At 55.1% G+C, this 26,514-nt stretch carries 25 protein-coding genes, 5 tRNA genes, 1 rRNA gene and 1 other annotated feature; of the genes, 7 read left to right on the top strand and 24 right to left on the bottom strand.

Going from position 1 to position 26,514, the window contains the following annotated elements:
* The 4 genes from MXF20_RS14100 to rluD form a co-directional block, all read right to left on the bottom strand.
* Positions 1–125: ribosomal RNA gene (locus MXF20_RS14100) — 16S ribosomal RNA — on the bottom strand; the annotation flags it as partial.
* Positions 126–599: 474 nt separating this feature from the next.
* The gene (gene clpB / locus MXF20_RS14095) at positions 600–3,173 is read right to left on the bottom strand and encodes an ATP-dependent chaperone ClpB (RefSeq protein ID WP_325969889.1); all 2,574 of its coding nucleotides are present in this window, start codon (positions 3,171–3,173) and stop codon (positions 600–602) included.
* A gap of 125 nt (positions 3,174–3,298) precedes the next feature.
* The gene (gene yfiH, locus MXF20_RS14090; protein WP_325969888.1) at positions 3,299–4,027 is read right to left on the bottom strand and encodes a purine nucleoside phosphorylase YfiH; all 729 of its coding nucleotides are present in this window, start codon (positions 4,025–4,027) and stop codon (positions 3,299–3,301) included.
* On the bottom strand, positions 4,024–5,004 hold the full coding sequence (gene rluD / locus MXF20_RS14085) for a 23S rRNA pseudouridine(1911/1915/1917) synthase RluD (RefSeq protein WP_325969886.1): 981 nt from the start codon (positions 5,002–5,004) through the stop codon (positions 4,024–4,026). The genes yfiH and rluD overlap by 4 nt, the downstream gene beginning before the upstream one ends.
* Before the next feature lie 129 nt (positions 5,005–5,133).
* Here rluD and bamD point away from each other — a divergent pair, with 129 nt between their 5' ends.
* The 4 genes from bamD to pheA all read left to right on the top strand — a co-directional run bounded on the left by bamD (position 5,134) and on the right by pheA (position 7,876).
* Positions 5,134–5,874, top strand: a complete 741-nt coding sequence (gene bamD, locus MXF20_RS14080; protein ID WP_238561606.1) for an outer membrane protein assembly factor BamD — start codon at positions 5,134–5,136, stop codon at positions 5,872–5,874.
* 267 nt (positions 5,875–6,141) lie between these two features.
* Positions 6,142–6,468 carry a ribosome-associated translation inhibitor RaiA gene (raiA, locus tag MXF20_RS14075; protein WP_021507319.1) on the top strand — a complete coding sequence of 109 codons (327 nt, stop codon included), beginning with the start codon at positions 6,142–6,144 and terminating at the stop codon, positions 6,466–6,468.
* A gap of 97 nt (positions 6,469–6,565) precedes the next feature.
* Positions 6,566–6,690, top strand: a sequence feature (Phe leader region).
* Complete coding sequence (gene pheL, locus MXF20_RS14070; RefSeq protein ID WP_121497579.1) at positions 6,567–6,614, top strand: pheA operon leader peptide PheL; 48 nt, start codon at positions 6,567–6,569, stop codon at positions 6,612–6,614. (Overlaps the previous feature by 48 nt.)
* Positions 6,691–6,712: 22 nt before the next feature.
* Positions 6,713–7,876: a bifunctional chorismate mutase/prephenate dehydratase gene (pheA, locus tag MXF20_RS14065; RefSeq protein ID WP_325969883.1), complete on the top strand. Its 1,164-nt coding sequence runs from the start codon at positions 6,713–6,715 to the stop codon at positions 7,874–7,876.
* A 33-nt stretch (positions 7,877–7,909) separates the two neighbouring features.
* Here the strand turns inward: pheA and tyrA are convergent, their stop codons facing one another.
* Positions 7,910–9,031 carry a bifunctional chorismate mutase/prephenate dehydrogenase gene (gene tyrA, locus MXF20_RS14060; RefSeq protein WP_021507321.1) on the bottom strand — a complete coding sequence of 374 codons (1,122 nt, stop codon included), beginning with the start codon at positions 9,029–9,031 and terminating at the stop codon, positions 7,910–7,912.
* A gap of 6 nt (positions 9,032–9,037) precedes the next feature.
* Positions 9,038–10,117, bottom strand: coding sequence for a 3-deoxy-7-phosphoheptulonate synthase (locus MXF20_RS14055; RefSeq protein ID WP_325969882.1), 1,080 nt, complete (start codon positions 10,115–10,117; stop codon positions 9,038–9,040).
* 303 nt (positions 10,118–10,420) lie between these two features.
* Here MXF20_RS14055 and MXF20_RS14050 point away from each other — a divergent pair, with 303 nt between their 5' ends.
* A complete protein-coding gene (locus MXF20_RS14050) occupies positions 10,421–10,942 on the top strand; it encodes a GNAT family N-acetyltransferase (RefSeq protein WP_325969881.1) in 522 nt (173 codons plus the stop codon).
* A 56-nt stretch (positions 10,943–10,998) separates the two neighbouring features.
* On the opposite strand, the gene rplS is transcribed toward MXF20_RS14050, so the two are convergent.
* The 5 genes from rplS to ffh all read right to left on the bottom strand — a co-directional run bounded on the left by rplS (position 10,999) and on the right by ffh (position 14,511).
* Positions 10,999–11,349, bottom strand: a complete 351-nt coding sequence (gene rplS / locus MXF20_RS14045) for a 50S ribosomal protein L19 (RefSeq protein ID WP_021507324.1) — start codon at positions 11,347–11,349, stop codon at positions 10,999–11,001.
* A gap of 42 nt (positions 11,350–11,391) precedes the next feature.
* Positions 11,392–12,156: a tRNA (guanosine(37)-N1)-methyltransferase TrmD gene (gene trmD / locus MXF20_RS14040; protein WP_238561603.1), complete on the bottom strand. Its 765-nt coding sequence runs from the start codon at positions 12,154–12,156 to the stop codon at positions 11,392–11,394.
* A 35-nt stretch (positions 12,157–12,191) separates the two neighbouring features.
* Positions 12,192–12,740: a ribosome maturation factor RimM gene (gene rimM / locus MXF20_RS14035; protein WP_021507326.1), complete on the bottom strand. Its 549-nt coding sequence runs from the start codon at positions 12,738–12,740 to the stop codon at positions 12,192–12,194.
* Between the two features lie 18 nt (positions 12,741–12,758).
* Positions 12,759–13,007: a 30S ribosomal protein S16 gene (gene rpsP / locus MXF20_RS14030; protein WP_007893313.1), complete on the bottom strand. Its 249-nt coding sequence runs from the start codon at positions 13,005–13,007 to the stop codon at positions 12,759–12,761.
* A 142-nt stretch (positions 13,008–13,149) separates the two neighbouring features.
* Complete coding sequence (ffh, locus tag MXF20_RS14025; protein ID WP_021507327.1) at positions 13,150–14,511, bottom strand: signal recognition particle protein; 1,362 nt, start codon at positions 14,509–14,511, stop codon at positions 13,150–13,152.
* Positions 14,512–14,678: 167 nt separating this feature from the next.
* Here ffh and MXF20_RS14020 point away from each other — a divergent pair, with 167 nt between their 5' ends.
* Together MXF20_RS14020 and MXF20_RS14015 are read left to right on the top strand one after the other, a co-directional pair.
* The gene (locus MXF20_RS14020; RefSeq protein ID WP_325969880.1) at positions 14,679–15,473 is read left to right on the top strand and encodes an inner membrane protein YpjD; all 795 of its coding nucleotides are present in this window, start codon (positions 14,679–14,681) and stop codon (positions 15,471–15,473) included.
* 13 nt (positions 15,474–15,486) lie between these two features.
* Positions 15,487–16,773 carry an HlyC/CorC family transporter gene (locus MXF20_RS14015; protein ID WP_238561601.1) on the top strand — a complete coding sequence of 429 codons (1,287 nt, stop codon included), beginning with the start codon at positions 15,487–15,489 and terminating at the stop codon, positions 16,771–16,773.
* Between the two features lie 57 nt (positions 16,774–16,830).
* Here the strand turns inward: MXF20_RS14015 and luxS are convergent, their stop codons facing one another.
* The 13 genes from luxS to recA all read right to left on the bottom strand — a co-directional run bounded on the left by luxS (position 16,831) and on the right by recA (position 26,488).
* Positions 16,831–17,346 (bottom strand): S-ribosylhomocysteine lyase, encoded by a 516-nt coding sequence (gene luxS, locus MXF20_RS14010; protein ID WP_010617126.1) that lies wholly within the window; start codon positions 17,344–17,346, stop codon positions 16,831–16,833.
* 150 nt (positions 17,347–17,496) lie between these two features.
* Complete coding sequence (gshA, locus tag MXF20_RS14005) at positions 17,497–19,101, bottom strand: glutamate--cysteine ligase (RefSeq protein WP_152390531.1); 1,605 nt, start codon at positions 19,099–19,101, stop codon at positions 17,497–17,499.
* Between the two features lie 31 nt (positions 19,102–19,132).
* Positions 19,133–19,561: a YqaA family protein gene (locus tag MXF20_RS14000; protein WP_325969879.1), complete on the bottom strand. Its 429-nt coding sequence runs from the start codon at positions 19,559–19,561 to the stop codon at positions 19,133–19,135.
* Entirely contained in the window at positions 19,558–20,124 is a 567-nt protein-coding gene (gene yqaB / locus MXF20_RS13995) for a fructose-1-phosphate/6-phosphogluconate phosphatase (RefSeq protein WP_088517868.1), read from the bottom strand. The genes MXF20_RS14000 and yqaB overlap by 4 nt, the downstream gene beginning before the upstream one ends.
* 405 nt (positions 20,125–20,529) lie before the next feature.
* Positions 20,530–20,606: transfer RNA gene (locus MXF20_RS13990), tRNA-Arg, on the bottom strand.
* 191 nt (positions 20,607–20,797) lie between these two features.
* Positions 20,798–20,874: transfer RNA gene (locus MXF20_RS13985), tRNA-Arg, on the bottom strand.
* Positions 20,875–20,932: 58 nt separating this feature from the next.
* Positions 20,933–21,009: transfer RNA gene (locus MXF20_RS13980), tRNA-Arg, on the bottom strand.
* A gap of 99 nt (positions 21,010–21,108) precedes the next feature.
* Positions 21,109–21,185, bottom strand: a tRNA-Arg gene (locus MXF20_RS13975).
* A gap of 9 nt (positions 21,186–21,194) precedes the next feature.
* Positions 21,195–21,287, bottom strand: a tRNA-Ser gene (locus MXF20_RS13970).
* A 307-nt stretch (positions 21,288–21,594) separates the two neighbouring features.
* On the bottom strand, positions 21,595–21,783 hold the full coding sequence (csrA, locus tag MXF20_RS13965; RefSeq protein WP_238561598.1) for a carbon storage regulator CsrA: 189 nt from the start codon (positions 21,781–21,783) through the stop codon (positions 21,595–21,597).
* Positions 21,784–22,032: 249 nt separating this feature from the next.
* Positions 22,033–24,660: an alanine--tRNA ligase gene (alaS, locus tag MXF20_RS13960; protein ID WP_325969876.1), complete on the bottom strand. Its 2,628-nt coding sequence runs from the start codon at positions 24,658–24,660 to the stop codon at positions 22,033–22,035.
* A gap of 135 nt (positions 24,661–24,795) precedes the next feature.
* On the bottom strand, positions 24,796–25,311 hold the full coding sequence (locus tag MXF20_RS13955; RefSeq protein WP_325969874.1) for a regulatory protein RecX: 516 nt from the start codon (positions 25,309–25,311) through the stop codon (positions 24,796–24,798).
* A 106-nt stretch (positions 25,312–25,417) separates the two neighbouring features.
* Positions 25,418–26,488, bottom strand: coding sequence for a recombinase RecA (gene recA / locus MXF20_RS13950; RefSeq protein WP_021507334.1), 1,071 nt, complete (start codon positions 26,486–26,488; stop codon positions 25,418–25,420).
* Between the last annotated feature and the right edge of the window lie 26 nt (positions 26,489–26,514).

The raw sequence follows: 26,514 nt of genomic DNA, 5'->3' as shown, positions 1-26,514 counted from the left end.
AGACATTACTCACCCGTCCGCCACTCGCCACCCAAAGAGCAAGCTCTTCTGTGCTGCCGTTCGACTTGCATGTGTTAGGCCTGCCGCCAGCGTTCAATCTGAGCCATGATCAAACTCTTCAATTTAAAGTTTGATTTGCTGCAACGAGTGCAGCGATGCTCTGTGAATTAAACTTCGTAATGAATTACGTGTTCACTCAGCAAAGACTTGATATTTTTTAAAGCCCGTAGGCTTGTGATATCAATCCTGCGAGTGCCCACACAGATTGTCTGATAAATTGTTAAAGAGCAGTGCGACGCGGCGTTCTGCCTGCTGTCGCGAGGTGGCGTATATTACGCTTTCCTCCTTCAGAGTCAAACACTTTTTTCAGCGTTTTTCTCCGGCGGGGTGAATCGCTTCACGCCCTGCTGAGCCGCCTGCGTTGCCGCTTTGCCGTCTCAGTGGTGGCGCATTATAGGGACTTCGTTTCGCCTGACAAGCGCTAATTTGCAGTTTTTGCGCGACCGCTCACTTTCCAGGCAACACGTTGCAAAAACCAGCTGATTCTTGCGAAACAGCATAAAAAAACGGGCCCTGAGGCCCGTTTTTGTCACGTTGCGTTATTGGTGCGCGACGATGACATCGTCCTGCACATCCATTTCGATGGTTTTTCCCGGAACCAGCACGCCAGACAAAATCTTCTGCGCCAGCGGGTTTTCAATCTGCTGCTGAATAGCCCGTTTCAATGGCCGCGCGCCGTAAACCGGATCGTAGCCATTTTCACCCAGCAGTTTCAGCGCCGCATCGGAGATGTGCAGCTGATAACCGCGCTCTTCCAGACGCTGATACAGCCGCTGCAGCTGAATCTGCGCAATCGACGCGATATGTTTTTCACCCAGCGGATGGAATACCACCACCTCATCAATGCGGTTGATAAACTCCGGACGGAAATGGTGTCCGACGACCGTCATCACCACATCTTTCATTTCCGCGTAATCAAGCGCGCCGAAACGTTCCTGAATCAGATCCGAACCGAGGTTAGATGTCATGATCACCACGGTATTGCGGAAGTCCACGGTGCGCCCCTGACCATCGGTCAGACGCCCATCGTCCAGCACCTGCAGCAGAATGTTGAACACATCCGGATGCGCTTTTTCCACCTCATCCAGCAAAATCACCGAGTAAGGGCGACGACGCACCGCCTCTGTCAGGTAACCGCCCTCTTCATAACCGACGTAGCCCGGAGGTGCCCCGACCAGGCGCGACACCGAATGTTTCTCCATGAATTCCGACATGTCGATACGCACCATCGCGTCGTCGCTGTCGAACAGGAAATTCGCCAGTGCCTTACACAGCTCAGTTTTACCGACACCGGTCGGTCCAAGGAACAGGAACGATCCGATTGGCCGGTTCGGGTCAGACAAACCGGCGCGGCTACGGCGAATCGCGTTCGATACCGCTTCAACCGCTTCGTCCTGGCCGATCACCCGGGCATGCAGCTCCTGCTCCATCCGCAACAGCTTATCGCGTTCGCCTTCCATCATGCGGGCTACCGGAATACCGGTCCAGCGCGCCAGCACATCAGCGATCTCCACATCCGTTACGCGGTTGCGTAACAGCTTCATGGTTTTACCTTCCGCCTGCGTGGCGCTTGCCAGCTGTTTTTCCAGCTCGGGAATCTTGCCGTACTGCAGTTCCGACATCTGGCCAAGATCGCCCACGCGCCGCGCCTGCTCCATCGCCAGACGCGCCTGCTCCAGCTCAGCTTTAATGTTTTGCGTGCCGGTCAGCGAGGCTTTTTCCGCTTTCCACTCTTCTTCCAGCTCAGCGTACTCGCGCTCTTTCTGATCCAGCTCGCTTTCCAGCATCTCCAGACGCTTGACGCTGGCGTCATCCGATTCTTTCTTCAGCGCCTGCTGCTCCAGTTTGAGCTGGATAATGCGACGTTCAAGACGATCAAGCGGCTCCGGCTTGGAGTCAATCTGCAGACGAATACTCGACGCCGCCTCATCAATCAGGTCGATGGCTTTGTCCGGCAACTGGCGATCGGCAATATAGCGGTGCGACAACGTCGCCGCAGCCACAATCGCCGGGTCGGTAATCTGCACATGGTGATGCAGCTCGTAACGCTCTTTCAGGCCACGCAGAATAGCGATGGTGTCTTCGACGCTCGGTTCGGCGACGAACACTTTCTGGAAACGGCGTTCCAGCGCGGCATCTTTCTCAATGTACTGGCGATATTCATCCAGCGTAGTGGCACCCACGCAGTGCAGTTCACCGCGTGCCAGCGCCGGCTTCAGCATGTTGCCGGCATCCATCGCGCCGTCGGCTTTACCAGCGCCAACCATGGTATGCAGCTCATCGATAAACAGAATGACGTTGCCTTCCTGTTTAGCGAGGTCGTTCAGCACGCCTTTCAGGCGCTCTTCAAACTCGCCGCGATATTTCGCACCGGCCACCAGCGCGCCCATATCCAGCGCCAGTACGCGCCGGCCTTTCAGCCCTTCCGGCACTTCGCCATTAATGATGCGCTGCGCCAGCCCTTCAACGATGGCGGTTTTACCGACGCCCGGTTCACCGATCAGCACCGGGTTGTTTTTGGTACGACGCTGCAGGACCTGAATGGTGCGGCGAATCTCTTCGTCACGCCCGATAACCGGATCTAACTTGCCAAGCTCAGCGCGCTCCGTCAGATCGATGGTGTATTTTTTCAAAGCCTGGCGCTGATCTTCAGCCCCCTGATCGTTCACGTTCTCTCCTCCCCGCAGTTGCTCGATGGCCTTTGCGAGTTTGTCCGCCGTGGCACCGGCAGACTTCAGCAAGTCCGCCAGCGAGCCGCGCGATTCGAGGGCCGCCAGAACAAATAATTCAGATGAAATAAAGTTGTCGCCGCGCTTTTGCGCCAGCTTGTCACACAGATTCAGTACCCGGACCAAATCGGCTGATGGTTGAACGTCGCCGTCGGTCCCTTCGACCTGTGGCAGACGATTGATGGCTTGTTCGATGCTGGTACGCAGGCTGGCGACATCCGCTCCCGCCGCGCTGAGCAGCGGACGCACCGATCCACCTTCCTGGTTGAGCAGCGCGCTCATCAGGTGCAGGGGTTCGATGAATTGATTATCGTGTCCCAGAGCAAGGGACTGTGCATCGGCAAGGGCCAACTGGAATTTGTTGGTAAGACGATCCAGACGCATGATTCCTCCCATTACAGGTCAAAATGCTACTGGAGATTAAATGAGGTCATCCCTCAAATTTTCAAGGTTAATGACCTGAGTTGTGAGCAAAAAATACGCTTACTGGATCGTCTTGCGGCGTAAGGTTATCTCAGCCAAATCAAAGTTGCCATACGCCCGGTGATTCCGTCGCGTCGGAAGGAGAAAAAATCGGCGCTTTCCTGATAGGTACAGCGCGCGTCAGCCGTGACAGATCGCACGCCAGCGGCCTGCAGGCGCTGTCTCGCCAGCAGCCAGATATCGGCAAAATATTTCTCCCCGGCCGGGCGAAAAGCAATATCAGCGGCGGCATCCTGCGCCAGAAACGCACTGCGTACCTCAGCACCAACTTCAAATGCCTGCGGCCCAATCGCCGGACCGAGCCAGGCGTGAATCTCGCTCGCCGGACAGTGAAACTGCGCCAGCGTCTGCTCCAGCACGCCATGACACAACCCGCGCCAGCCGGCATGTGCCGCGGCAACTTCACTGCCATCCTGGCTGCAAAACAGCACCGGCAGGCAGTCGGCGGTCATCACTGCACAGACCACGCCGCTTTCCCGCGTTATCGCCGCATCGGCACGCGGCAGCGAGGCGGCCGCCGGCAGACGCGCCACCGTCTGGCCGTGCACCTGCTCCAGCCACTGCGGCATCGCCGGTAACGCCAACTGCTCAACCACGCGCTGGCGATTGTGCATCACGCGATCCGCCTCATCCCCGACGTGCGCGCCGAGGTTGAGAGAATCCCAGGGCGCAACGCTGATGCCACCGTGCCGCGTGGTCGAGCATGCCTGAACGCGCGCTGGCGCCGGCCACTGCGGCACGATCCAGTCACTCATAGCCAGTCCATCTGATCGCGGAACTCGTCGGTATCGGCTTTCAGCGCATCAATCAGATCAACCATGTCTTGCGGCAGCGGCGCGTGCCACTCCATCTCAATGCCGGTAATCGGGTGATAGAGACGCAGCATGGTGGCGTGCAGCGCCTGGCGGTCAAAACCACGCAGCGTATTGATGAAGGCCTCAGAAGCGCCCTTCGGCGGACGCGGACGACCACCGTACAGCGGATCGCCCACCAGCGGATGGTTAATGTGCGCCATGTGCACGCGAATCTGATGAGTACGGCCGGTTTCCAGGCGCAGGCGTAACCGCGTATGCGCACGGAAATGCTCCATGATGCGATAGTGGGTGGTCGCCGGCTTGCCCATTGGATGGACCGCCATGTGAGTGCGCTTGGTAGAGTGACGCGCCATCGGCTCGTTCACCGTTCCGCCAGCGGTCATGGTGCCAATCGCCACCGCTTCGTATTCGCGGGTGATCTCACGCAGCTGCAGCGTTTCAACCAGATGCGTCTGCGCCGGTACCGTTTTCGCCACTACCATCAGGCCGGTGGTGTCTTTATCGAGGCGATGCACGATGCCGGCACGCGGCACGTCGGCAATCGCCGGAAAGTGATAAAGCAGCGCATTCAGTACCGTACCGTCCGGATTACCGGCGCCAGGATGAACGACCAGGTCGCGCGGTTTGTTGATCACCAGAATGTGGTCATCTTCGTACACGATATCCAGCGGAATATTTTGCGCTTCCCAGCGCTGCTCTTCTTCGATCTCGGCATCAATCGCCACCCGCTCACCGCCGAGGACTTTCTCTTTCGGTTTATCGATGATGGTGCCGTTGACGCTGACCCGACGCTCAAGGATCCACTCTTTTATGCGGGAACGTGAATAATCAGGGAACAATTCCGCCAAAGTCTGATCTAAGCGTTGTCCAAGCTGTGCTTCGGACACCGTTGCGGTGAGTTGAACTTGTTGTGCCATATACAGCTTCTTCGTTAACGTTGGGTTTTCACGGCGATGCCGTTTAATATAATGTGCTATCGTACTGGTCATTACCGGGAGCTATACGGACAGCTTCCGCCATAACACTTTGAGGATAATCATTTCGTCATGACGCGTATGAAACATCTGGTGGCTGCTGCCACACTGAGCCTGAGCCTGGCACTGGTGGGCTGTTCCGGCTCATCGGACCCGGTCCCGGACAGCCCGCCGTCTGAAATTTACGCCACAGCGCAGCAAAAGCTGCAGGACGGTAACTTTAAAGCGGCGATTAAGCAACTGGAAGCGCTGGATAACCGTTATCCGTTTGGTCCTTACTCGCAGCAAGTGCAGCTGGATTTGATCTACGCGTACTACAAAAATGCCGATCTGCCACTGGCGCAAGCCGCCATTTCCCGCTTTATGCGTCTGAATCCGACGCACCCTAATATCGATTACGTTATCTATATGAAGGGCCTGACGGACATGGCGCTGGATGATTCTGCGCTGCAGGGCTTCTTCGGTATCGATCGTTCCGACCGCGATCCTACCCATGCGCGTGACGCATTCCGTGACTTCTCTCAGCTACTGCGCGGCTATCCAAACAGCCAGTACGCAGCGGATGCGCAGAAACGTCTGGCATTCCTGAAAGATCGTCTGGCGAAGTATGAACTCTCCGTGGCGCAATTCTATACCAAGCGTGGTGCCTATGTCGCCGTTGTTAACCGGGTTGAAGGCATGATGCGTGATTATCCGGACACTCAGGCCACGCGTGACGCGCTGCCGCTGATGGAAAATGCTTATCGCCAGCTGCAGCTGACGGCGGAAGCCGACAAAGTCGCGAAAATCATTGCGGCGAATACCGCGTCCTGATTTTCCGTGCCAATAAAAAAGCAGCCAACATGGCTGCTTTTTTTGGCGAAAAAACCGTCTGGTGTGGGTTTTTCCGCTACGGTTAACTCATCAATCTTGCCCCTATCCCCGCTGTGCTTCAAGCTTTTTTCGCCCTTTTCCCGGCCTTTCTCACAATTCGCTGGCGTTGACAAAAAGTGACATTCCAATGTGATCCAGATCACACATTTTCCTGATTTGCGCGGTATGCTGGACCTACCCAGACGGAAATGACAGAGAGGTTTAACTATGATTCTGAACATTACCAGCAAACAAATGGAAATCACTGCGGCTATCCGCAACCATGTCGAAGACCGTCTCGCCAAGCTGGAAAAATGGCAAACCCACCTGATAAATCCGCACATTGTGTTATCGAAAGAGCCGAAAGAATTTGTGGCTGATGCCACCATTAACACGCCAAACGGCACGCTGGTCGCCAGCGCGAAACACGATGATATGTACACGGCCATCAATGACCTGATCGCCAAGCTGGAGCGCCAGTTAAATAAAGCGCAGCACAAGCCTGAAGCACGGCGCGCCACCAGCAGCGTAAAAGATTTCACCCCAGCCGGGTAATTTACCCCTTTTCAGCAACGCGCCTGCGGGCGCGTTTTTTATTGACAGCTTTTAAGCTGTGCGGTTACTCTCAGTTCACTTTAGTGCCGGAATTGATCATGAAACTGCTGCCGTTCTTCTTCGCATTCTTTTTTACCTTCCCCTGATTGGGAGGCGATTCGTCGTGTGAAAATGAATGCGAAGACGAACAACAAAGCCTCCCAACCGGGAGGCTTTTTTATTGGACATTTTACAGGTGAGCCCTATGAATCCCGAGAATCCGCTGCTGGCGTTACGCGATAAGATCAGCGCCGTCGATGCCAGGCTGTTAACGCTGCTGGCCGAACGGCGTGCGCTGGCCGTTGAGGTGGCGCAGGCCAAGCTGGCAACCCATCGCCCGATCCGTGATGTCGAGCGCGAGCGTGCCCTGCTGGAAAATCTGATTGCGCTGGGTAAAAAGCATCAGCTGGATGCGCACTACATCACGCGCCTGTTTCAGCTGGTGATTGAGGACTCAGTGCTAACCCAGCAGGCGCTGTTGCAGAAAAACCTTAATCATCCGCATGCCCTCGCGCCACGCATCGCCTTCCTTGGTCCGAAAGGCTCCTACTCACACCTTGCCGCGCGTAAATACGCCACGCGCCATTTCGATTCGATGGTGGAGATTGGCTGCCTGAAATTCCACGACATCATTCAGCAGGTTGAAAGCGGTCAGGCGGATTACGCGGTGATGCCGATTGAAAACACCAGTTCCGGCTCGATCAATGACGTGTACGATCTGCTGCAGCAAACGTCGCTGTCGATTGTTGGCGAGCTGACGATTCCTATCGAGCACTGTGTGCTGGTCAGTGGCAACACCGATTTGCAGCAGATTGAAACCGTGTATAGCCATCCGCAGCCGTTCCAGCAGTGCAGCCAGTTCATCAACCGCTTCCCGCAGTGGAAAATCGAGTACACCGAAAGTACCGCGGCGGCGATGGAGAAAGTGGCTGCGATGAACTCGCCGCACGTGGCCGCGCTGGGCAGCGAAGCCGGCGGTGAGCTGTATGGTCTGCAGGTGCTGGAGCGCAACCTGGCGAACCAGCAGCAGAACCATACCCGTTTCATTGTACTCGCGCGCAAACCGATTGAAGTCTCCAGCCAGGTGCCGGCTAAAACCACACTGATTATGGCCACCGGCCAGCAGGCCGGCGCGCTGGTTGAAGCGCTGCTGGTGTTGCGTAATCATAATCTGATCATGAGCAAGCTGGAAAACCGTCCGATTAACGGCAATCCCTGGGAAGAGATGTTTTACATTGATGTGCAGGGCAATCTGCAGTCGGAGAACATGCAGCAGGCGCTGGACGAACTGCGCACGCTCACGCGTTCACTGAAGGTGCTGGGCTGTTATCCGGGCGAGAATGTGGTACCGGTAGAGCCGCGTCTGTAAAACAAAAAGGCATCCTCGCGGATGCCTTCATCATTACTGGCGGCTGTCGTTGGCGGAGCGCAGCATGCTGCGGCTCTCAACGAGGAAGCGTTTCGCGTAGTCGCCAAACCAGTGTTCCACGCGCTCAAAGCTGTTGATGAACGCCTGTTTATCGCCCTGCTCCAGCAGCGTGATCGCTTCACCAAAACGCTGATAGTAGCGTTTAATCAGCGCCAGATTACTTTCCGACGACATAATGATGTCCGCATACAGCTGCGGATCCTGCGCAAACAGCCGCCCTACCATCGCCAGTTCAAGACGATAGATAGGCGAGGACAGCGCCAGCAGCTGATCCAGATTGACGTTCTCTTCCGCCAGATGCAAACCGTAAGCAAACGTGGCGAAGTGGCGCAGCGCCTGAATGAACGCCATGTTCTGATCGTGCTCAACCGCACTGATGCGGTGTAAGCGCGCGCCCCACACCTGAATCTGCTCCAGGAACCACTGATAGGCTTCCGGCTGACGGCCATCGCACCATACCACCACCTGCTTCGCCAGGCTGCCGCTGTCCGGACCGAACATCGGATGCAGTCCCAGTACCGGGCCGCTGTGCGCCGCCAGCATCGCCTGCAGCGGACGGTTCTTCACCGACGCCAGATCCACCAGAATGCAGTCATCAGGCAGCGCGGGCAGATCGGCAATGATCTGTTCGGTCAGGTGGATCGGCACGCTGATGATCACCATGCCCGCATCGTGCAGCAGTTCGTCCGCGCGCGGCCAGTCATCTTTATCGAGAATACGCACCTGATAACCGGACAGCGTCAGCATCTTCTCGAACAGACGGCCCATCTGACCGCCGCCGCCGACAATCACCACCGGGCGCAATTCAGGGCACAGCGTTTTGAAGCCTTTGTCATTTTCATGCGCATAGGATTCACGCATCAGACGGCGCAGCACATCTTCGATCAGATCCGGCGACACGCCGAGCGCCTCCGCTTCCTGACGACGCGAAGCCAGCATACTGGCCTCGCGCTCCGGTACATAAATCGGTAAACCGTAGCGGCTTTTGACTTCGCCGACTTCGGCCACCAGCGCCAGTCGTTTCGCCAGCAGCCCCAGCAGGGCTTTATCTACTTCATCAATTTGATCGCGCAGCGCGGTCAGTTCAGCCACCATGACTCATTACACCTCGTGTGACAGACGCGCCGACAGCACTCCCTGCAGATCCCGATGGATTTCGCGCAGCAAGGTTTCGGTGGTTTCCCAGTTGATGCAGGCATCAGTGACTGAAACCCCGTACTTCATCTCACTACGCGGTTGCTCAGAAGACTGGTTGCCTTCATGAATATTACTTTCCAGCATCAGGCCAATGATAGAGCGGTTTCCATCTTTAATCTGCGCGATAGCCGATTCGGCTACGCCAGGCTGACGGCGATAGTCTTTGTTAGAATTGCCATGGCTGCAATCTATCATTAAGGCCGGACGCAGTCCCGCTTTCAGCATCTCTTTTTCACACTGCGCGACATCTTCCGGGCCGTAGTTTGGCGCTTTACCACCGCGCAGAATCACGTGACCGTCCGGGTTCCCCTGAGTTTGCAGCAGGCACACCTGACCGGCCTGGTTGATGCCGACAAAGCGGTGCGGCATCGCAGCGGCGCGCATGGCGTTGATCGCGGTGCCGAGGCTGCCATCGGTGCCGTTTTTAAAGCCTACCGGCATCGACAGGCCAGACGCCATCTCACGGTGCGTCTGCGATTCGGTGGTACGCGCGCCAATCGCCGACCAGCTAAACAGATCGCCGAGGTATTGCGGACTATTGGGATCGAGCGCTTCGGTGGCCAGCGGCAGGCCCATCTCCACCAGATTCACCAGCAGCTGACGCGCAATGTGCAGGCCGGCTTCCATATCAAACGAGTTGTTCATGTAAGGATCATTGATTAACCCTTTCCAGCCGACGGTGGTACGGGGTTTTTCAAAATAGACGCGCATAACGATATACAGCTGATCCTTCAACTGTGCAGAGAGTGTTTGCAACTGACGAGCGTAATCCAGTGCGGCTTCGGTATCGTGGATCGAGCAGGGACCGCACACCACCAGCAGCCGCGGATCGCGACCGGCGATGATATCCGCGATGGTCTGACGGGAAGCGGCAATTTGCGCTTCCTGCGTCGCGGTCAGCGGGAACTTCGCTTTCAGCTCTTGCGGGGTAATTAAAATCTGTTCGTCGGCGATATGCACATTGTTCAGCGCGTCTTTTTGCATGATGGCGATCCTTTTTCACTCGTTATGCGGTTTTACGATCCTCACTGAGGATGACGCTTACTCTACCACAGCATGTAAATCATGCAATCCATAGATGTACACTTTTATTACCACCACATTAAAATCACCGGGTAACTTAAAATTAAATTCATATTAATCAATACACTGAATCACAATCATCACGCAAAACAAATCAACCAAAAATGTAAACTTAATATTACACTGGATATAGCACGCCAGATGTCTTTCTGTTTACTATATGGCTAACATGCTGTTATCCATTTGCTTATTACAGGATCGCTTATGCCCATCCCTGTCGTCGCGCTCCGCCCTTTCATTCTGCAGGATGCCGAAGCGTTTACGCGTGCCGTTAATCAGTCTCTGAACAGCCTGCTGCCGTGGATGGTATGGGCACATGCGGATTACAGCGTTGATGAAGCCGTCAGCTGGATCAACTTCACCCACCTACAGCGTCAAAAGGGGGAAGCCGAAGAGTTCGCGATTGTCGATGGCAACGATCGGTTGCTGGGCGGTGCCGGCTTACGATATGCGCGTCAGCCCGGTGAGTTCAGTGCGCTGGGCTACTGGGTTCGCAGCGAGGCACAGCAACAGGGTGTTGCCCGCCGGGCGGTGGCACAGCTGGTGAATCTGGCGTTCAGCCAGCCGCACATCAAGTTACTGGAGATTCTGGCTGCAGAAGAGAATCACGCCAGCCGCGCCGTGGCCCTGCGCAGCGGCTTCTCGTTTGTGGATTACCGCTACGGACTGATTGTGCTGGAGAGCGGCCCGGTTAACACGGCGATTTATCACCTCAGGCGCCCATAAAAAAAGGGGCTGGCCAAATGGCCAACCCCTTGTTGCTATTAACTTTGGGATGTCGCTTACGCGCCAAGACGCTCTTTGATACGAGCTGACTTACCGGTGCGCTCACGCAGGTAGTACAGTTTGGCTTTACGCACAGCACCACGACGTTTGACAGTAATGCTGTCAATTACCGGAGAGTGAGTCTGGAAGACACGCTCAACGCCTTCGCCGTTAGAAATCTTGCGAACAGTGAATGCAGAGTGCAGACCGCGGTTACGAATAGCGATAACCACGCCCTCGAATGCCTGCAGACGTTTCTTAGAACCTTCAACGACCCATACTTTCACTTCCACGGAATCACCCGGACGGAAGGAAGGTACGTCCTGTTTCATCTGCTCTTGTTCAAGTTGCTTGATAATGTTGCTCATAATTAAATCTCTTATCCTGGGTAAACTGATAGTCAGGGAAGATTACTCTTCCGCCTCATCGTTTTGTTGCTGCTGATGTTCCCGCTGGAACTCACTTAGCAACCTTGCTTGCTCTTCAGTCAGAGCCAGGTTTTCCAGAAGTTCAGGTCTTCTCAGCCAGGTACGGCCCAGCGACTGTTTCAGGCGCCAGCGGCGAATATCGGCATGGTTGCCCGACAGCAGAACTGGCGGAACCTCCATCCCTTCTAACACTTCAGGGCGGGTATAGTGCGGGCAATCCAGCAACCCCTCCGAGAACGAATCCTCATCGGCTGACGCCTGTTTTCCCAGCACGCCAGGAATAAACCGGGCGACCGAGTCAATTAACGTCATCGCTGGCAGCTCACCGCCACTAAGCACGTAATCACCGATTGACCATTCTTCATCAATCTCAGTGTGAATTACACGCTCATCTATCCCTTCATAACGACCGCAAACCAGAATTAACTTCTGGCTGGTCGCCAGTTCGCAAACGCCTTGCTGGTCAAGTTTGCGACCCTGAGGTGAAAGATAAATCACCTTAGCGCCTTCTCCCGCCGCCGCTTTCGCTGCGTGGATGGCATCCCGTAAGGGTTGCACCATCATCAACATACCCGGTCCGCCGCCGTAAGGACGATCGTCCACGGTACGGTGCCGGTCGTGCGTGAAGTCACGTGGACTCCAGCTCTCTATGTTGAGCAGGCCATTTTTTACTGCCCGGCCAGTTACCCCGTACTCGGTAATAGCGCGAAACATCTCTGGAAACAGGCTAATAACACCAATCCACATCGCGTTCGCCGTTACGTTACCGGATTGTCCGGAGATCAAAAACCAGGATCCCAGTCTACTTCAATGGTGCCAGTAGCGAGATCGACTTTCTTGATAACCTGTTCATCAAGAAACGGTATTAACCGCTCCTGTACACCGAATGCATCTTTCAGGTTTGCCTTCACGACGAGAACGTCGTTCGAGCCGGTCTCCATCAAATCAATGACTTTGCCCATCTCGTAGCCGTCGAGGTTTACCACTTTGCAACCCATCAGGTCTTTCCAGTAGTAATCGCCCTCTTCCAGCGCCGGCAGCTGCGTGGAATCAACCGTAATTTCGCAATTGGTCAACTGTGCCGCAGCGTCCCGATCGTCAATGCCTTTGACTTTGATGATCAGGTCCTGATTGTGGTGCTTCCAACCCTCAAGCTCTACCTGCTGCCATTGACCGGCGCGCTGGATAAACCAGGGTTGATAGTCGAAGATGCTTTCAGCGTCTTCAGTGGAGGAAAACACTTTGAGCCAACCCCGAATTCCGTAAGCGGCACCCATTTTGCCCAGAATGATTGGGTTAACGGGAGGCTGTGCGGCAGGTTTACTGCTCATGCTCACCACCGTGACAGATTAAGCTGCTTTTTTTGCTTCTTTGATCAGCGCGTTAACGCGATCAGAAAGCGTTGCGCCCTGGCCAACCCAGTGCTCAATACGGTCCAGATCCAGACGCAGACCTTCAGCCTGACCAGAAGCGATCGGGTTGAAGAAACCTACGCGCTCGATGAAACGACCGTTGCGAGCATTGCGGCTGTCAGTAACGACGACCTGATAGAACGGACGCTTTTTAGCGCCGTGACGTGCCAAACGAATGGTTACCATAACATCCTCTTTAGTTAATAAAACAACCGGGCCCCATCGAGGAACGGGGCCCGGGTGCAATATAAAAAGCCCGAAAATTTTACTCATTTTGGCGCAAAAAGCAACCTGAGTGACTCAATTTTCTGGTTCGGGCTGTGTCGCCTTAGCGTCCGGGGAATCCTGGCGGCATCATGCCTTTCATGCCACGCATCATTTTGGCCATGCCGCCCTTCTTCATTTTCTTCATCATGCGCTGCATATCATCGAACTGCTTCAGCAGCCGGTTGACGTCCTGCACCTGCATACCGGAACCGGTAGCGATACGGCGCTTACGCGAACCTTTGATGATCTCGGGTTTCTCACGCTCTTTGCGCGTCATCGAATTGATGATGGCTTCCATGCGCACCAGCACTTTGTCATCCATCTGCGACTTAACGTTATCCGGCAGCTGGCCCATGCCCGGCAGTTTGCCCATCAGGCTGGCCATACCGCCCATGTTGCGCATTTGCTTGAGCTGCTCCAGGAAGTCGTTGAGATCAAAGCCATCGCCGGTTTTCAGCTTCTTCGCCAGCTTTTCCGCCTGCTCGCGGTCAACTTTGCTCTCGATATCTTCAATCAGCGACAGCACATCGCCCATACCGAGAATGCGCGACGCGATACGGTCCGGATAGAACGCTTCCAGCGCGTCGGTCTTCTCGCCCATCCCCATGAATTTGATTGGCTTGCCGGTGATGTGACGAATCGACAGCGCCGCACCGCCGCGCGCATCACCGTCCACTTTGGTCAGGATCACACCGGTGAGCGGCAGCGCTTCGTTGAACGCTTTCGCGGTGTTGGCGGCATCCTGACCGGTCATGGCATCGACGACAAACAGCGTTTCGACCGGATTGATCGCGGCGTGCACCTGCTTGATCTCATCCATCATCGCTTCGTCAACGTGCAGACGACCGGCGGTATCCACCAGCAGCACGTCATAGAACTGCAGACGGGCTTCTTTCAGCGCGTTGTTAACGATATCCACTGGCTTCTGGCTGAGGTCGGACGGACAGAAATCCACGCCAACCTGCTGCGCCAGGGTTTCCAGCTGTTTGATCGCCGCCGGGCGATAAACGTCCGCAGACACGACCAGCACCTTTTTCTTGTGCTTCTCGCGCAGGAACTTACCGAGCTTACCGACGCTGGTGGTTTTACCGGCACCCTGCAGGCCCGCCATCAGTACCACGGCTGGCGGCTGAGCATTGAGATTCAGCGCGTTGTTTTCGGCACCCATCGCCGCAACCAGTTCGTTGCGCACGATTTTGATGAACTCCTGACCCGGCGTCAGGCTTTTATTCACATCCTGCCCCACCGCGGCTTCTTTCACGCGGTTGATGAAATCGCGCACCACCGGCAGCGCAACGTCGGCCTCCAGCAGCGCCATACGCACTTCGCGCAGCGTATCTTTGATGTTGTCTTCGGTCAGCCTTCCGCGGCCACTGATATTGCGCAGGGTTTGCGACAAACGATCGGTTAAATTATCAAACATGCTCTCTCACTTAATAGCGTAGCGAGGCCGCCAGGGGCGACACAATGCGGCGGATTATAACACGAAGCCAGGCCGATCTCTGCAATTGACCGTGAGATCGTTTGGAGCCTGCTGCCGCTGGCGCTATACTGCTTTTTTCCTTATCTGACCGACACCTGAAAGGATCTATGTTCGTTTTCGCGATCGTGGCGCTGTTCGCCTACTCCCTCAGTCTTGCAGTGATCATTCCCAGTCTGCTGAAACGCAACAGCGGCTGGCGGCGTTTTGCCGTGCTTTCGGCCTGCGTGGCGCTGATTGCCCATGCGATAGCGCTGCAGCAACGCATATTTGCCGTCGATAATGGACAAAACCTCAGCCTGCTAAATATCGGTTCGCTGGTCAGTTTGCTGATCTGTGCCATCATGACGATTGTCGCGTCGCGCAATCGCGGCTGGCTGCTGCTGCCGATTGTTTACGGCTTCGCGCTGATCAACCTGGCCTTTGCCACCTTTGTGCCGAACGCGTTTATTACCCATCTGGAAACCACGCCAGGCATGATGGTGCATATCGGCCTGTCGCTGTTTGCCTATGCTACGCTGATCATCGCGGCGCTGTATGCATTGCAGCTGGCGTGGATCGACTATCAGTTGAAGAATAAAAAGCTGACGTTCACCCAGGATATGCCGCCGCTGCTGAGCATTGAGCGCAAGATGTTTCACATCACCCAGATTGGCGTCGTACTGCTGACGCTGGTGCTGTGTACCGGCCTGTTCTTTATGAATAATCTGTTCAGCCCGGAAAACATTGATAAAGCGGTTCTGTCGATCATCGCCTGGTTTGTCTACATCGTGCTGCTGTGGGGCCACTATCATGAAGGCTGGCGCGGCCGCCGCGTGGTGTGGTTTAACTGCGGCGGTGCGCTGCTGCTGACCATGGCCTATTTCGGCAGTCGCATCCTGCAGCACCTGCTCACCTCTCACTAAAGGAATTTTTGCGTTGGAACATGTTTCAACCACCACGCTCATTATCACGCTGATCGTCATGGTGCTGGTCTCGGCCTACTTCTCGGGTTCCGAGACCGGCATGATGACGCTCAACCGCTACAAACTGCGCCACAAAGCCAAAAGCGGCAACCGCAGCGCGCGTCGCGTTGAGAAACTGCTGCGTCGCCCCGACCGTCTGATTAGCCTGGTGCTGATCGGCAACAACCTCGTGAATATTCTCGCCTCGGCGCTCGGCACCATTGTCGGTATGCGCCTGTACGGCGATGCCGGGGTGGCCATCGCCACCGGCGTGCTGACCTTCGTGGTGCTGGTGTTTGCCGAAGTGCTGCCCAAAACCGTTGCGGCGCTCTATCCGGAAAAAGTCGCCTATCCCAGCAGCTTTTTGCTGACGCCGCTGCAGTACGTGATGCTGCCGCTGGTGTGGCTGCTCAATACCATTACCCGCATTCTGATGCGCATGGTGGGCATTAAGACCGAAGGGTCGATTAACTCCGCCCTGAGCAAAGAAGAGCTGCGCACCATCGTGTATGAATCACGTTCGCTGATGTCGCGCCGCAATCAGGACATGCTGCTGTCGGTGCTGGATCTGGAAAAGGTCAACGTCGATGACATCATGGTGCCGCGCAATGAGATCGTCGGCATCAATATCAACGATGAGTGGAAGTCGATCGAGCGTCAGCTCAGCAACTCACCGCACGGCCGTATTGTGCTGTTCCGCGACTCACTGGACGATAGCGTCGGGATGCTGCGCGTGCGCGAAGCCTGGCGCATGATGACCGAGAAAAAAGAGTTCAATAAAGAGCGCCTGCTGCGCGCGGCCGATGAGATCTACTACGTGCCGGAAGGTACGCCTCTTAACGTGCAGCTGGTTAAATTTCAGCGCAATAAGAAGAAAGTGGGGCTGGTGATCGATGAGTACGGCGATATCAAAGGACTGGTTACTATCGAAGATATTCTGGAAGAGATCGTCGGCGACTTTACCACCTCCATGTCACCGTCGCTGGCCGAAGAAGTGATGCCACAAAACGACGGCTCGGTGCTGATTGAAGGCAGCGCCAACGTGCGGGAAATCAATAAGGCGTTCAACTGGACGCTGCCGGAAGAGGCAGCCCGTACCATCAACGGTATGCTGCTGGAAGCGCTGGAAGAGATCCCGCAAATGGACACGCGCGTGCAGGTTGGCCATTACGACATTGATATTCTTGATGTGCAGGACAACATGGTGAAGCAGGTGCGCATCACGCCACATCAGCCGCTGAAAGCGTCCATCGGTTCCTGAGACGATAAAAACAAAACGCCGCGATAATCGCGGCGTTTTTTATGGCTCAAGCGGCAACTAGAGTTGCAGCTCTTTCAGCTTTTCAGCCGGCAGCTTCAGATCTTCGTTACGGTTGACGCCAATGTCGTGCGCCAGCACGTTGCGCGCAATCTGCTGCGCTTCATCCAGCGAGTGCAGCTTGTAGCTGCCGCACTGGTATTCGTTCAGTTCCGGAATCTGGTTCTGATCTTTGACCTTCAGCACATCTTCCATCGCGCCTTTCCACGCTTTTGCCACGCGCTGCTCGTCTGGCGTACCAATCAGGCTCATGTAGAAGCCGGTGCGGCAACCCATCGGTGAGATATCGACGATTTCTACGCCGTCACCGTTGAGGTGGTTACGCATGAAGCCCGCAAACAGGTGCTCCAGCGTATGGATGCCGCGCTCGGTCAGGATGTCGATGTTCGGACGGCAGAAACGCAGATCGAAAACGGTGATGGTATCGCCATGCGGAGTGTTCATGGTCTTCGCCACGCGTACCGCTGGCGCGCCCATGATGGTGTGATCAACAGTAAAACTATCCAGTAGTGGCATACGTCACCTCCTGTTTTGAGAATTTTTTTAAAACGATGAAACTTTTCTGTTCGCCCAACGTCTGAATATATGAAAGACGCGCATTTGTTATCATCATCCCTGACAACAGAGATGTTAATTTAGGCCACAGTGATGTGGCCATTTTCTTTTCTAGCCTTCGCGACCCGCCAGATAGCTGGCAAAATCCAGTGTATCACTCTGCTCCAGCTGCTGCTGTTTCAGCACCGACTCCTGCGCCTGACGGCTGAAGTCTGCTTCCGTGAGAATTTCCAGCGGCTCTTCGCACAGCAGATGACGATATTGCTCCGCCAGCGCTACGCCCGCACCGGTCAAACCCTGTTCTTTGATAGCATGCAGGATGCGCGCCGAATAGGTTAGCTCAGGATCGTCAAACGACGCCACCAGTTGATCGCAAACCTGTTGATATTGCGTGCTGCCGTCGTTGCTATCCAGCACTTCCGCCACCCGGCGCAGATCGGCAAACAGCGCTTTGCCGACATCAACCAGCAGATGTTCCGTATCACTGCAGCCTACGCCAATTACCTGACCCGGCTTGCGCCCTTCCAGCACCACGCGGTTCCAGTTCTTACGACTGCACAGCAGCTCATCGGCGTTCATTTCCGGCGCATCGGCCAGCGTACACCAGATCAGGAACAGATCGAGGAAGCGCGCCTGATCGGCATCCACACCGATGGCGGAGAACGGGTTGATGTCCAGCGAACGCACTTCAATATACTCAATGCCGCCGCGCAGCAGCGCATCAGACGGCGCCTCACCAGAACGGGTAACGCGTTTCGGACGAATCGGCGCGTACAGTTCGTTCTCAATCTGCAGCACGTTGGTATTGAGCTGCAGCCAGTTACCTTCGGCATCTTTGACGCCCATCGCCGCATATTCGGCAGACGGCGTTTTGATCGCCGCTTTCAGCGCAGCGACATACCCTTCCAGCGAGTTGAAAGTAATACCCAACCCGCTCTGGGACTTATTGGTGTAGCCCAGGTCGCTCAGGCGCAGCGACGTGGCGTACGGCAGCCACAGGGTGCCATCACCGTTGGTTTCGAACGGCAGCTTGCTTTCCCGCCCTTGCAGGAACGAGGAGCAGATCGCCGGCGAGGCGCCAAACAGGTAAGGAATCACCCAGCCGTAGCGATAGTAGTTGCGAATCAGGCGCAGATAGCCCGCCGAAATGGTCTCTTTGCCGCTTTCAGCATCTTTAACATCAGCCCACTCCTGCCAGAACGACAGCGGCAGCGAGAAGTTGTAGTGCACGCCGGAAATAATCTGCATCAGCGCGCTGTAGCGATTCTTCAGCCCCTGACGATACAGGGTTTTCATTTTGCCGATGTTGGAGCTGCCGTACTGCGCCAGCTCAATGTTGTCCACATCCTCAACATAGCCCGGCATACTGAACGGCCACATGCGCTCGTCGCCCAGTTCGCGCGCCACGTGACGATGAATGTCGCGCAGAAACGCCAGAGAACGATCGATGTTTTGGTCGACCGGGGTGATAAATTCCAGCAGCGTTTCAGCAAAATCGGTGGTAATCCAATCGTGCTTCAGCGCTGAACCCAGCGACTCAGGGTGGCCAGTGGTAGCCAGATGACCATTGGGCTGGACGCGTAATGTTTCACGTTCAATGCCACGGCCGATACCCTTTAACGCGTCGGGATGCGCTTCCAGCCAGGAGAGCGCTTTTGATACGTCCGGGATCACATTAACCTCCCGCTGTGTGAATAATTTATTTTTGTTCAGCATAATGTTAACCGTAGCCTCGAATCTGTGCGAATCAATGCCACCATTGCATACCTTGCAATGTGGCGATCGCGATAACGATATAACGCAGCGTTTTACCCACAGCGAGAAACAGCACGCAGGGCAGCCAGGAGAAACGCAACCACCCTGCTAGCACGCAGAGTAAATCGCCCACTACTGGCAGCCAGCTAAACAGCAGCGCTGCGGGTCCCCATCGTTGTAGCCACGTCATTGCTGTGTCGTGCCATCGCCCCTGCCGGGTTTCTGGCATCAGGCGACCAAGAAGAATGTTGGTCAGACCGCCCAGCGTGTTTCCCACTGATGCAGCCAGTAACAATCCATAGACCGACCCTTTCTGGGCGATCAATAACGCAATCAGCAGCGCTTCTGAACTGCCCGGAAGCAGCGTTGCACTCAGGAAGCTGCTGCCGAATAACGATCCATACGTCAGAAATTCATTCACAGTAAACGGACATCAACCACGTCCATGCCCGCCGCTTTAGCCGCCTGCACGCCAAAGTCAGCATCCTCGAATACCACGCAGCGCGCAGGCGCAACGCCCATCAGCTCTGCACAGCGTAAGAAGGTATCAGGCTGCGGCTTATGACGCTGAACATCGTCCGCGCCCACCACCGCATCAAACAGATGGTAAACGTTGAGCGCTTCCAGCAGCGCTTTGGCTAAGCTGTGTTCGCTGCCGGTGCCAACCGCCATCGGACGGCGGCCGTGATAGGCTTTGACCACCTGCATCAGCGGCAGCGGACGCACGTCTTCCAGCAGCATCGCTTTCAATGCCGCTGTTTTCTCTGCCGCTAGCTGATGCGGATCGTGCTGCGCCTGATTCTGTTCCAGAATATAACGGGCCAGTTGCCAGGTAGGTGCCCCGTTAAATGCCACCATCTTTTCCTCGTCCATGGTGAAACCATAGCGGCTCAGCACCTGTTGCCAGGCTTTTCGATGTGTCGGCTCGGTATCAAGAATGGTGCCGTCCATATCGAAAATCAGGGCGTCATAGTGGTCGTACATTGTGACTCCATTAACACCACAAAATGAGCCATTACTTTAGCGTAATGCGCTCAGGTTGTCGCCAGGCAGGCTTAACCGCAAATGCTTTGAAAGCATTAGCAATTTTCGTTTTCAGAATAAGGTCAGAGCGCGCGACCGGCGATAAATGGCGGTTAATGCAGTGATTTTTTGATGAGGAGGGCGCGCGAGAAAATCTTTCGGAATGCAGATGTTGAATCGGATCAGGAATGAAGCGGAACAGCGCACAAAGGCAGTTTGCTTGTTTATTTGATGGTGCATCCAGGAGGATTATTCGGCTGGCGCCTCACCCTGCGGGCCGTTGCTGAAGCAACGTTATCCTCCTTAGTACGTCCTGAACGTTTATCGCATCATGACACACTGAGGCACTTTCTATCGCGGAGAAGATGGTGCATCCAGGAGGATTCGAACCTCCGACCGCTCGGTTCGTAGCCGAGTACTCTATCCAGCTGAGCTATGGATGCATTGAGGGATTTTCTTACAATGGACTAACTGAACAGACTTGAGAATAACATAGAGAATGGTGCATCTAGGAGGATTATTCGGCTTGCGCCTCACCCTACGGGCCGTTGCTGAAGCAACGTTATCCTCCTTAGTACGTCCTGAACGTTTATCGCATCATGACACACTGAGGCACTTTCCATCTTGCAGAAGATGGTGCATCCAGGAGGATTCGAACCTCCGACCGCTCGGTTCGTAGCCGAGTACTCTATCCAGCTGAGCTATGGATGCATTGAGAGATTTTCTTACGATGGACTAACTGAAATCAACCTGGGAATGATACAAAGAATGGTGCATCCAGGAGGATTCGAACCTCCGACCGCTCGGTTCGTAGCCGAGTACTCTATCCAGCTGAGCTATGGATGCATTAAATGATTCTTGTACAACGCAGGGTGCTAACAACTCACCATGGAAGGAACTGCTCGTTCACTCTTACTACTCTGAAGTCAATACCATATCCGAAAATGGTGCATCCAGGAGGATTCGAACCTCCGACCGCTCGGTTCGTAGCCGAGTACTCTATCCAGCTGAGCTATGGATGCATCGGAAAATGGCGGTGAGGCGGGGATTCGAACCCCGGATGCAGCTTTTGACCGCATACTCCCTTAGCAGGGGAGCGCCTTCAGCCTCTCGGCCACCTCACCTTACGCGTTCTTGCGAACCGTGCTTTTGAACTTTGTTTCCGCTCATCGGCACTGCGTGGCGCACATATTACTTTCCCGGACTTATAAGTCAAACAATTTTTCCCGACTTTTTACCGATTCAGGTTTGATTGCGCAAATGACGTGCAATCCGCGTATTTTGCCGACAAAAAGAGTGATTTATCAACAGTAAAAGCGTGCGACAGCCAACATAATGAATGGAAAAAACAGGAAAGCGTGAACGGATAAAAACAACCACAGGAGGGAGAGAAGCGGTAGCGCCTCGCCACATAGCGAGGCACTGAAGACGTTATTGAGATGATGTAGGCTGTGTTTTTTCAGCCTGAATACGCTGATAGATCTCTTCACGGTGCACCGACACTTCTTTTGGCGCGTTGACGCCTATGCGGACCTGGTTACCCTTAACACCCAGCACCGTTACAGTTACCTCATCACCAATCATGAGGGTTTCACCAACTCGACGAGTTAGAATAAGCATTCTTTGCTCCTTGAAAGATTAAAAGAGTCGGGCCTGTTCGGTCTCCCGGCCATATCCATCATATAACGCTGAACAATGCCTATGACAAATACACCATTGTGTTCTGCCATGCCAATACATTCTGCTGATAGTTAGTTTAGCCGAAATACACTACATCAACCGGACTTTGTCATTACCTGGTGCACACCGCGTTAAAAAGCGCCGGAACAGATGTTCCTGGCGCTCCTCACGATGCTTAATTTTATTTCGTTACAGCCGGTTACTCACCCACTCAGGTACGCCAGCCAGCGCGCCAGAAAGTGCCTGGGTGTCGGTTCCGCCAGCCTGCGCCAGATCTGGGCGCCCGCCGCCTTTACCCCCCACCTGCGCGGCCAGTTCGCCAATCAGCTCGCCGGCCTTCACACGATCGGTCAGATCTTTGGTCACACCAGCAATCAGCGACACCTTACCGTCGGCAACGGTTGCCAGTACGATGATGGCTGAACCAAGCTGATTTTTCAGATCGTCCACCATGGTACGCAGCATTTTAGGATCGACATTGCTGAGTTCGCTCACCAGCAGTTTCGCGCCCTTCACCTCAACCGCCTTGCTACTCAGTGAGGCGCTCTCCTGCGCCGCTTGCTGATCGCGCAGCTGTTGAAGTTCTTTCTCCAGCGCACGCACATTTTCCACCAGCCCGCGCACTTTCTCATTCAGATTGCTGTGGTTGGCTTTTACCACCTGAGCAATGTCGCTCAGCTGATCGCTCTGCGCATGCAACTGCGCAATTGCCGCTTCACCGGTCACCGCTTCGATACGGCGAATGCCCGCCGCCGTACCGGATTCGCCCTGGATACGGAACAGGCCGATATCACCGGTGCGGGCCGCGTGCGTACCGCCGCACAGCTCAATGGAGTACTCGCCCATGCTGACCACGCGCACTCGCTGATCGTACTTCTCACCGAACAGCGCCGTGGCACCGAGCGCTTTTGCCTCTTCCAGGTCCATCACGTTAGTAGTGATGGCCAGGTTACGGCGAATCTGGGCGTTAACGATATCCTCAACCGCACGAATTTGCTGCGGCTTCATGGCTTCGCCGTGTGAGAAGTCAAAACGCAGATACTTATCGTTGTTAAGCGAACCTTTCTGGCCAACATGATCGCCCAGCACCTCACGCAGCGCCTCGTGCATCAGATGCGTCGCAGAGTGGTTAAGAATGATGCGCGAACGACGCACTTCATCAACCTGCGCCTGCAGACGATCGCCAACGCGCAGCTGACCGTGGCTTAGCTTACCGATATGACCGAAGGCTTTGCCATATTTTTGCGTATCCTGCACGCTAAATTCAGCATTTTGCCCGGTCAGAGTGCCGGTATCGCCCACCTGCCCGCCGGACTCACCGTAGAACGGCGTCTGATCCAGAATGACCACCGCATCCTGACCGGCAGCAACCTGCTCAACCTGCTGGCCATCCACGAACAGCGCCTGCACCGTGGCCTCCAGCGCGAGGTGGTCGTAACCTTTAAAGTTAGTTGGCGTATCAAAGCGGATAACCGTGTTGTAATCGGTGCCGAAGCCGCTGGCCTCGCGCGCGCGCTGACGCTGCTGCTCCATCGCCGCTTCAAAGCCGGCTTCGTCAATCTTCAGGTTGCGCTCACGGCACACGTCAGCAGTCAGGTCCGCCGGGAAGCCGAAGGTGTCATACAGACGGAAGACCGTTTCGCCGTCGAGGGTATCGCCTTTCAGCTTCGCCAGCTCGTCATCCAGCAGCGCCAGACCACGCTCCAGCGTTTTGGCAAACTGCTCTTCTTCGTTTTTCAGCGCGTTCTCAACGTGCTTCTGCTGACGCTTGAGGTCTTCACCTGCCGCGCCCATCACCTCGATCAGCGGTGCCACCAGTTTGTAGAAGAATGCTTCTTTGGCGCCCAGCATGTTGCCGTGACGCACCGCGCGGCGAATGATGCGACGCAGCACATAGCCACGGTTTTCATTCGACGGGATGACACCATCGGCAATCAGGAAGGCACATGAACGGATGTGGTCGGCGATCACGCGCAGTGATTTGTTATTCAGATCGCTGGCACCGGTCACCTGCGCTACTGCGTTAATCAGCTTCGCGAACAGATCGATTTCATAGTTGGAGTTCACATGCTGCAGCACCGCGGCAATACGCTCAAGGCCCATGCCGGTATCCACCGACGGTTTCGGCAGCGGCTGCATGGTGCCGTCGGCCTGACGGTTGAACTGCATGAACACGATATTCCAGATTTCGATATAGCGATCGCCATCTTCTTCCGGGCTGCCCGGAGGACCGCCCCAGATGTGGTCGCCGTGATCGTAGAAGATTTCGGTGCACGGACCACATGGGCCGGTATCACCCATCTGCCAGAAGTTATCGGAGGCGTATGCACCGCCTTTATTGTCGCCAATGCGGATAATACGTTCGCGCGGTACGCCAATGTCATTAGCCCAGATTTCAAAGGCTTCGTCGTCGGTTTCGTATACGGTGACCCACAGACGCTCTTTCGGCAGCTTAAACCACTGCTCACCCGTCAGCAGTTCCCAGGCGTAAGCGATGGCTTCTTTCTTGAAGTAGTCGCCAAAGCTGAAGTTACCCAGCATTTCAAAGAAGGTGTGGTGACGCGCGGTGTAGCCGACGTTTTCCAGGTCATTGTGCTTACCACCGGCACGCACGCAGCGCTGCGACGTGGTGGCACGCGAATAGTCTCGCTTGTCCTGACCGAGGAAAACGTCTTTAAATTGCACCATGCCGGCGTTGGTAAACAGTAACGTCGGATCGTTGTTTGGTACGAGGGAGCTGCTGGCTACAACCTGATGTCCCTTGCTATGAAAAAAGTCGAGAAACGCTTGACGGATCTCAGCAGTGCTCTTGCTCATAAAATTCCTGGAATCACGCTAACGAACGTTCCCTTTCGCTGGCAAACCGCATGCGCCCGGCCCGCCACTGACTGAGGAACAAAAAGTGGGAATAAGATAAATTTTCTTCAATGGGAAGTAAAATCCCATCGCCTTTCAGTCGTCAATATTTCTGAAAATCGCCTGAATGTCTTCCATCATAAAGCCTTTCGACATGAGAAAACGCTGAACTTTGCTCTTTTCGGCCCAGCTCTGCGGCAGCGGTTCGCCAAATTTGCGTTTAGCGACCTCGGCTGCGCACTGGCTCCAGTCAACCTCGCTGTCAAACAACGCCTGATTGATCTCATCGCGGTCGATGCCTTTCTGCTGCAGCTCCATGCGCACCCGCTGCGGACCATAACCCTTGCGCGCCCGGCTTTGAATAAAGCGTTCGGTAAAACGCTGGTCGTTGAGCCAGCCATTCTCCTGACACCAGTCGAGCACTTTCTCCAGCAGCGCTTCCGGTATCGGCTGGCTCTCCTGTTGCTGTAGCCAGGCTGCACGCTGGTTGTTTAGCTGCAGTTTGCGTTTCAGCTCGTCGCGGCTATGGTCGCGCTGCGACAAGATACGCATGGCTCGATCGAGCACACGGGAAAAGGTTGGCTCCGGAGCCTGAGGTGACGTTGATGACATAGGATTACCTTGTTGAGACTGTTGCGCAGGGTAAAGCAAGAAGGCAGAGAGGAAAAGCTCGGGCGGGAAATAGCAAAACGGGAGCATCGCTGCTCCCGTGGGTATTTTAGAAATCTTCGTTGGTTTCGCTGGCTTCTTCGTATTTGTCAGCCGCGCTATCCGCTGTCGCAGCTTCCGCCGTTGCACCGGTCAGCAACATGTCACGCAGCTTAACGTCGAGCTCATTGGCAATCGCCGGGTTCTCTTTAAGGAAGTTGGTGGCGTTCGCTTTACCCTGGCCGATTTTATCGCCGTTGTAGCTGTACCACGCACCGGCTTTTTCCACCAGCTTGTGTTTCACGCCGAGGTCAACCAGCTCACCGAAGGTATTGATGCCTTCACCGTACATGATCTGGAATTCAGCCTGCTTAAACGGTGCCGCCACTTTGTTCTTCACCACTTTAACGCGGGTTTCGCTCCCCACCACTTCGTCGCCCTCTTTGATGGCACCGATACGGCGAATATCGAGACGTACGGAAGCGTAGAATTTCAGCGCGTTACCACCGGTGGTGGTTTCCGGGTTACCGAACATCACACCAATCTTCATACGAATCTGGTTGATGAAAATCAGCAGCGTATTGGACTGCTTGAGGTTACCGGCCAGCTTACGCATCGCCTGGCTCATCATACGCGCAGCCAGACCCATGTGCGAATCACCGATTTCACCTTCGATTTCCGCTTTCGGCGTCAGCGCCGCCACGGAGTCAACGATGATCACGTCTACCGCACCAGAACGGGCCAGCGCATCACAGATCTCCAGCGCCTGCTCACCGGTATCCGGCTGCGAACACAGCAGATTATCAATGTCGACGCCCAGTTTCTTGGCGTATACCGGATCCAGCGCGTGCTCGGCATCGATAAAGGCACAGGTTTTGCCTTTACGCTGCGCGGCAGCAATGACCTGCAGGGTCAGCGTGGTTTTACCGGAGGACTCAGGTCCGTAGATCTCAACGATACGGCCCATTGGCAGGCCACCCGCGCCCAGCGCGATGTCCAGCGACAGGGAGCCGGTAGAGATGGTTTCAACATCCATCGAGCGGTCTTCACCCAGGCGCATGATGGAGCCTTTACCAAATTGTTTCTCAATCTGGCCCAGCGCGGCAGCTAAAGCCTTCTGTTTGTTCTCGTCAATCGCCATTTCCACTCCTAATCATGCCGGGTGAG

The sequence above is a fragment of the Pantoea dispersa genome (assembly GCF_035783935.1).
Taxonomy (GTDB): domain Bacteria; phylum Pseudomonadota; class Gammaproteobacteria; order Enterobacterales; family Enterobacteriaceae; genus Pantoea; species Pantoea dispersa_C.
This window is presented reverse-complemented; position numbering and strand designations above follow the sequence as displayed.